A 5810-nucleotide genomic window follows, 5' to 3' on the forward strand; every position below is an offset into this window, starting at 1 on the left:
CGTGGATTCAGGGCAGGGTCACTTGGTCCGTGCGCATTGCTTTCGGATAGCTTCGGAGGCGTGCTGCCCGGACCAATGGTCGAGCGACATACAAGCTCGAGATGCCATGCAAGTAAAGCACTACGTCTGCATCGCACCGCGAATCATCATTACGGTTGCTTCTACCACAGGTGTCAATGAATGATCGGTCAAATGGGCGAGTCCAAATTCAAGTGGCATTGATTGAACATCGACGGGACGAATTGGCATCAGTGTTCCCTTCGTCGTCTCTTCTCTTGCTGCAGAAACGGTCGAGAACATGATCGAATCGGTATTATTTACGACTCCCATTAGCACAGATATATCGCTGCACTGAGTTCGCAGAAAAAATTCCTCATCGTTGCGCAATTTGAGCATTTGATGGATGGTTTCGCGTAAAAATCTAGGGATCGGCGTAGAGACGAATGGGTAGCCATGCAAATCCATTGACACGATCCGCTCGAGCGAAAGCAAGGGATGTCCAGGGCGGACATATAGTGTCACTTCATGCTGCGACAATAGATGTGTTGCAACAATCGGCGTTGAAGGTAGTCCCCGACGATCACTCACGATCAAGTCGACCCCTCCGACCAGAAGCTGCTCGACCAACAACTGATCATCGCCATGCTCAATCCTCAGGTTCACCTTGGGATACCGGTTAGTAAATTCGATCAACAATTCGGGTAGCAAAATCTCCGCGCAATAAGGACCAATACCGATAGTCAGGTTGCCCATTTCGTTGATATTTAGTCGTGCGACCTCGCGTATGAGACGGTCTGCCTCGTTCAACACGCGGCGAGCCTGCGACACGACAAGCTTACCTGCTGGAGTCGGAGTAGCGCCACGTGCAACACGATCGAAGAGCCTTATGCCAAGCTCGTCCTCGAGTGATTGTATGCTTCGACTGAATGCTGGCTGACTAAGGTGTACGCGGGCAGCGGCTCTTGAGAAATTGCCCTCTTCACTCAATGCCACAAGATGTACAAGACGTCTCGAATTAAGATCAAGCATGATTCGCAAGTAACAATTCAACAAATTGAAATTTAGGCCCAAATCATCTCAAAATTGTGCGGTGCCATGCAACTGAAAGACACTCTAAATCTTTTTATTTGCAATGCGAATCAACACTCTGTGGGATTGGTTCATTGTTGGTGCTCTGCGCCAAAATTGATTTGGTGAACTAATCATATAAAGCCGGATAGGTTGCTAAGTTTGAGATATTTCCACCGTCTGCGGGCTATCCTTAGTGCGCCGACCGCTTAATCGTCTCCTCCCAGATGTGGTGGCGTAATAGATCGATGATCAACTTGCGCATGGCTTCCCACCCTCCTTGTGCAACCTGCGGTACGTTTGATCTGGGCTGCCGGAGATGCGATCGCAGAAATCGTGACACGCATCGACGATGCGCTTCGTCTCCGTCCAAATGCAATGAGCATTAAATCAACGTCTGGATATACCATATAAGACGATTTTTTCAGCGATCGCACATATATATCACGCGATCGTCATGATTGATTTAACGAGGTGCGCCTAATATTTTCGCAAAGAACAAGGCTGCATCGGTAATGTTTCTTTTCCGGTAGGTGCTTCCTGTTTCCCTGTCTCCCCTACATATCTTCAACGGCCGGCCGTCTATCTCGATGAACTGCGGTATCATCGTGCCACGATTGCTCATTCGGCGTTACCTGATATTTTGGTGTGCATCAGGATATGTTGGGCGACGACACTGCAGATATCATGCTGGGTCGAAAATTTTGTGTAGTCCAATGCAACATATGCATTGGACTACGTTATAAAAATGTCTCAGAATTTTTGGTAACGCTGATGGCCTTGGCTTAAATTTCTTCGTCGAGGCTACTCTTGATCCGGATTGGTAAGAACCTCCACGATCGCCGGATCGGCACCGTCGGAAGTCGCCATGGCTGTTGCTACGCAACCATCCACAGAGGGGCGCTTGAACAAGATTGTTCGTGTTGGTGTCGATCTGGCGAAGAATGTCATGCAGATTCACGAAGTCGGCGGTGTCGAGCATGTCGTCGTACGGAAGACAGTCGCACGCGAACGATTCGTGAGCTGGCTCGCGGAGCTGGAGCCGTATCTGGTCGCAAAGGGGGGGCGTGCAGCACGGTGCACGACAGGGTAAGCAAGCTGCGAGCGTTTGGACACGACGTGCGCCAGATTCCGCCGCAGTTTGTTGCCATGTACCGCAAGGACGACGTTCACGTGAAGAACGATGCACTCGATACGGAAGCGATCTGCGAAGCGGCAAGCCGTTCCCATACGTTTTTCGTGCTGATCAAGTTCCCGGCCCAGCAAAGCGGGCTGGTGCTGCGCAGTATGCACCGTGCTTTGTGGAGAGCGAACTGCATCAATCATTGGTTGTGCGGATTGCTGGCCGTTTTGGGCGTGATCTTGCCGCAATGGCAAACGCTGAGCGGCCAAATCACGTTGCTCGAAAGGCCGGCCGCCGAACACGCCAGCCACGACTTACAAGCTAACGGAAGTTGTCCTTTTTGCTTTGGTTGGCCGTGGGTTCGACTCTATATCCTGTAGTGACAAACCAATAACGTGTGCTAATACAACCCTCACTTGCGCTCGATGTTTCGTTCGATTTTTTGCGGTGTCGCCCGAACTTGTTGGAGGTGAAGCAGATAGCCTGTGATGGAAAATGCGCTTGTTATAGTTCCCGAGGCCCTCTCACGACCATCGCTACTAGATATCGGTGTGTATATCGGCCGAATGAGCGTTTGGGAAACTGCGGCGTGGTACGTTGCAAATTTGGGCGATATCCGCGGCTCTGATTTGGCCGAGTTTTGTAGTGAGGTGGCAGTGATGACGGAGTGATCTCTCGTCATAGGGTGTCGGTTTTTATGAAATTCTTACAAACGACGAAACGTTTCCACACCAACCATTTCTCATATTGCGGTATCAATGGCAATTGTTTTGCGTGAGTCATGAGGGAAAATAATCGAAATTTTAGTGAGGTCGCGTCGATGTGTTCTGAGGGCGTTGTCGTATAAATCGACCGTGAGGACGAAAGTAGCCGTCATGTTTCGGATCTTAAACAATGCGAACGGATTGCGGACGAGCGAGGTCCAACATGCGGCTCAGCGTGCCCACGCGGATGGCGACCTCGGTGGCCTGTGGGCTGATGCGCCGCGCCCACAAGCGCTACTCGTGAGCGTCTTCAGCCGATTCATCGCCTTTTCCGACAGCGAGAGTCGATGGTAGCCACTGCTCTTCTTCCATTCGCGGCGGCCAAGTTGGGTGATCGCATCGACCGCATCGTTGCGCCGTGTCGCGCCCGACGTGTTCGCGGGCAAACGAGCGGGGCCTTCGCGCGACGGAACCGGGGTTGTTGCGCCGCGCGCGACAATCGCTGCATGGCGCGACTAGGAGTCGTAGGCCCCGTCGCCGTCGATGACATCGAACTGCTTGTTGCCCGGGACCTGATCGAGAAGTTCGGCCAGGACGTCGTCGTCGGCAACGTCCTGATGTGTCATCAGCGCGATACGCATCTGACCAGTGTTCGCGTCGAGCGCGAGATGCACCTTGCGCCACGTGTGACACTTCGAGTAGCCATGCTGGCGCACCTTCCATTCACCTTCGCCGTAGAGCTTCATGCCCGTGCTATCGGCCACCATATGGATCGGTTCGCTGTCGCGAACGATCGTCAGTTGGACCTCGAGCGTTTGAATGCGACGACACAGCGTCGTGTAGTTCGGCACGGGTGCGGTGGCGAAGGCCAAGACGCGCAGGCTTTGCGCGAAGCTTTGCAGCGCGCGCAACAGCAGGCAGAACGCACTCTTGAGGCCACGCAACGCCCGGAACAGCGCGTCGCTGTAGAGTCGCGGACGCTCGTGCAGAGGCTTAGCATCGGGCGCGCAGGCGAGTTCGGCTTTATCAAGCCAAATCGTAACGTTACCTCGGTTGATCAGGTCGACGTTGTAAGCCGCACAGTTCCTGGTGCGGTATGCGCATTTCGCTCGCGTATCTTGCTTTCGTCCCTACGCATCTTCTCGGTGAAAAATAAAAAATCTACGCAGAATCCCAAATTGTTAACAATCATGCCCCGCAGTTGTTGCGCGTATACGTCAATCCGCTTCGCAGTCGACGGATTTATGCAAAACCGACGATTCTGAGTGCACCATCACCTAGGCATCACAAACCAACAAAAAATGTCAATTCATGGTTGGTTGATTTGACTTATTTTAAATTCTTGACTATTTTAATTTTCAAGTATTGTGAATATAAAAACCACCCCTTATTTTGGAGCCGAGCTTAGCGACGAGGAATGGAAATATTTCTCGGAATGCTTTCCAGATCTGGCGTGGACTCCCCGCGGTCAGCGAGGGCGTCCGCGCCGCAATCCAAGAGTTGTGCTGAATGGCGTGCTATGGGTGATTGGGAGTGGTAAACCGTGGGCGGCGATACCGCGAAGGTATCCATCGTTCCAGACCTGTCATCGAAGTTTCAAAAGATGGCGCGATGACGGCTCGCTCGAACGCATAGTGCGAATGCTGCAGGCGATTCGCGGACTTGAATTGCGCAGCGACATAGACTATCGCGTTTGTCCCAGGGGAGGGCGTGTAAATTTAAATTTTTAAAATAAAATTGTCGGAAATTTAGTGCTGCAGCCGTAACTATTTTTACTATACTATATTAGTAACTGGCATGATATAGCCGGTGCCTCACGGTCCCGCGCCGAGCAGTACGAGCGTATGGTGTGACCATCCGGGACAAGGGACACTGGGGAGCACTTCGGGTGGGCAGGCCGTTGTTATACGTTGAGCTGCGAGCTTGTGTTATGGACCGGCCCCCGCGACCCGCCCGGTTGCGCTGCGAGCGCGAATCCGTAGTTGTCGTGCTGTCCCACCGGCTCCCGACAGTGATTTGAAACGGGAGACGGTTATGCGAATCGTAGGATTGGATGTTTCGCGCTCCGTGGCCGAGATCGCGTACCAGGGGCACTGCGCGCTGCATGCCGGCGGCCGAACCGGGCTACGACGCGACGAGTTGGAGCGCTTTGCCGCGAAGCTGCGCGCCACCGATCATGTGGTGCTCGAGGCGACCGGCAATACCGCCGCCATTGTCAATGTGCTGTGCCGGCACGTTGCCCGCGTGGCGATTGCGAATCCGCGGCAGGTGAGGCTCATGGCCCAAGCGCGCGTCAAGACGGACAAGATCGATGCGGCCGTACTGGCGCAGCTGTATGCGAGCGGCTTTCTGCCGGAAGTCTGGATGCCCGATGAGCCGACGCTGGCGGTGCGCCGCCAGATCTCACGCCGTTTACAACTGTTCCGGCAACGCACGCGGCTGAAGAACGAGATTCATGCGGTGCTGGCCGCCCACCTGATCGAACGGTGTCCTGCTACCGATCTGTTCGGCAAGAAGGGGCGCGTGTGGCTCAGCGCCCAATCGCTACCGATGGACGAACGTCTGGGCGTCGAGCAACGCCTGCGCGAACTGAAGCGCCTCGGCGAGGATCTGCATGCCGTAGATCAAGCGCTGGCGCAGGCTAGTATCGGTGACGAGCGGTTGCGCCAGATGCTGACGATCACCGGGGTCAATACCACGGTCGCGATCGGATTACTGTCCGCGATCGGTAACGTCGAACGGTTCCCGAATCCGGAGAAGCTGGTGAGCTACTTCGGGCTCAATCCCGCCGTCTATCAATCGGGACCGACACCGACGAGGCACGGCCACGTTACCAAGCGCGAACGGTCCTATGCCCGCGCGATGCTGGTCGAGGCGGCCTTGGGGGGTGCCCCTATGTGTTTCGTCAAGCGTTA

At 54.2% G+C, this 5810-nt stretch carries 5 protein-coding genes and 2 pseudogenes; 4 read left to right on the plus strand and 3 right to left on the minus strand.

The window, feature by feature from the left end; genetic code table 11:
• Window positions 1-120: 120 nt before the first annotated feature.
• Both VL15_RS41215 and VL15_RS43875 read right to left on the minus strand, forming a co-directional pair.
• A complete protein-coding gene (locus VL15_RS41215) occupies window positions 121-828 on the minus strand; it encodes a substrate-binding domain-containing protein (RefSeq protein ID WP_419188709.1) in 708 nt (235 codons plus the stop codon).
• Between the two features lie 18 nt (window positions 829-846).
• Window positions 847-1029, minus strand: a pseudogene (locus VL15_RS43875) (helix-turn-helix domain-containing protein); the annotation flags it as partial.
• A 988-nt stretch (window positions 1030-2017) separates the two neighbouring features.
• Here VL15_RS43875 and VL15_RS42360 point away from each other — a divergent pair.
• Window positions 2018-2161: a hypothetical protein gene (locus tag VL15_RS42360; RefSeq protein WP_155420371.1), complete on the plus strand. Its 144-nt coding sequence runs from the start codon at window positions 2018-2020 to the stop codon at window positions 2159-2161.
• A 26-nt stretch (window positions 2162-2187) separates the two neighbouring features.
• The gene (locus VL15_RS39190) at window positions 2188-2571 is read left to right on the plus strand and encodes a hypothetical protein (protein ID WP_155420372.1); all 384 of its coding nucleotides are present in this window, start codon (window positions 2188-2190) and stop codon (window positions 2569-2571) included.
• Window positions 2572-3078: 507 nt separating this feature from the next.
• Here the strand turns inward: VL15_RS39190 and VL15_RS36000 are convergent.
• A pseudogene (locus tag VL15_RS36000) lies at window positions 3079-4033 on the minus strand (IS5 family transposase).
• 229 nt (window positions 4034-4262) lie between these two features.
• Between VL15_RS36000 and VL15_RS43880 the strand changes: the two are divergent.
• Entirely contained in the window at window positions 4263-4625 is a 363-nt protein-coding gene (locus VL15_RS43880; RefSeq protein ID WP_196319666.1) for a transposase, read from the plus strand.
• Between the two features lie 304 nt (window positions 4626-4929).
• A partial coding sequence (locus VL15_RS36005) for an IS110 family transposase (RefSeq protein ID WP_048251550.1) occupies window positions 4930-5810 on the plus strand: 881 nt, incomplete at its 3' end.

The organism is Burkholderia cepacia, from assembly GCF_001039005.1.
In the GTDB taxonomy this organism is placed as follows: domain Bacteria; phylum Pseudomonadota; class Gammaproteobacteria; order Burkholderiales; family Burkholderiaceae; genus Burkholderia; species Burkholderia theae.

What these genes read in the sequence shown, in the direction of transcription:
- VL15_RS42360 (WP_155420371.1), top strand. Translation starts at nt 2,018, where the DNA reads ATGCAGATTCACGAAGTCGGCGGTGTCGAGCATGTCGTCGTACGGAAG.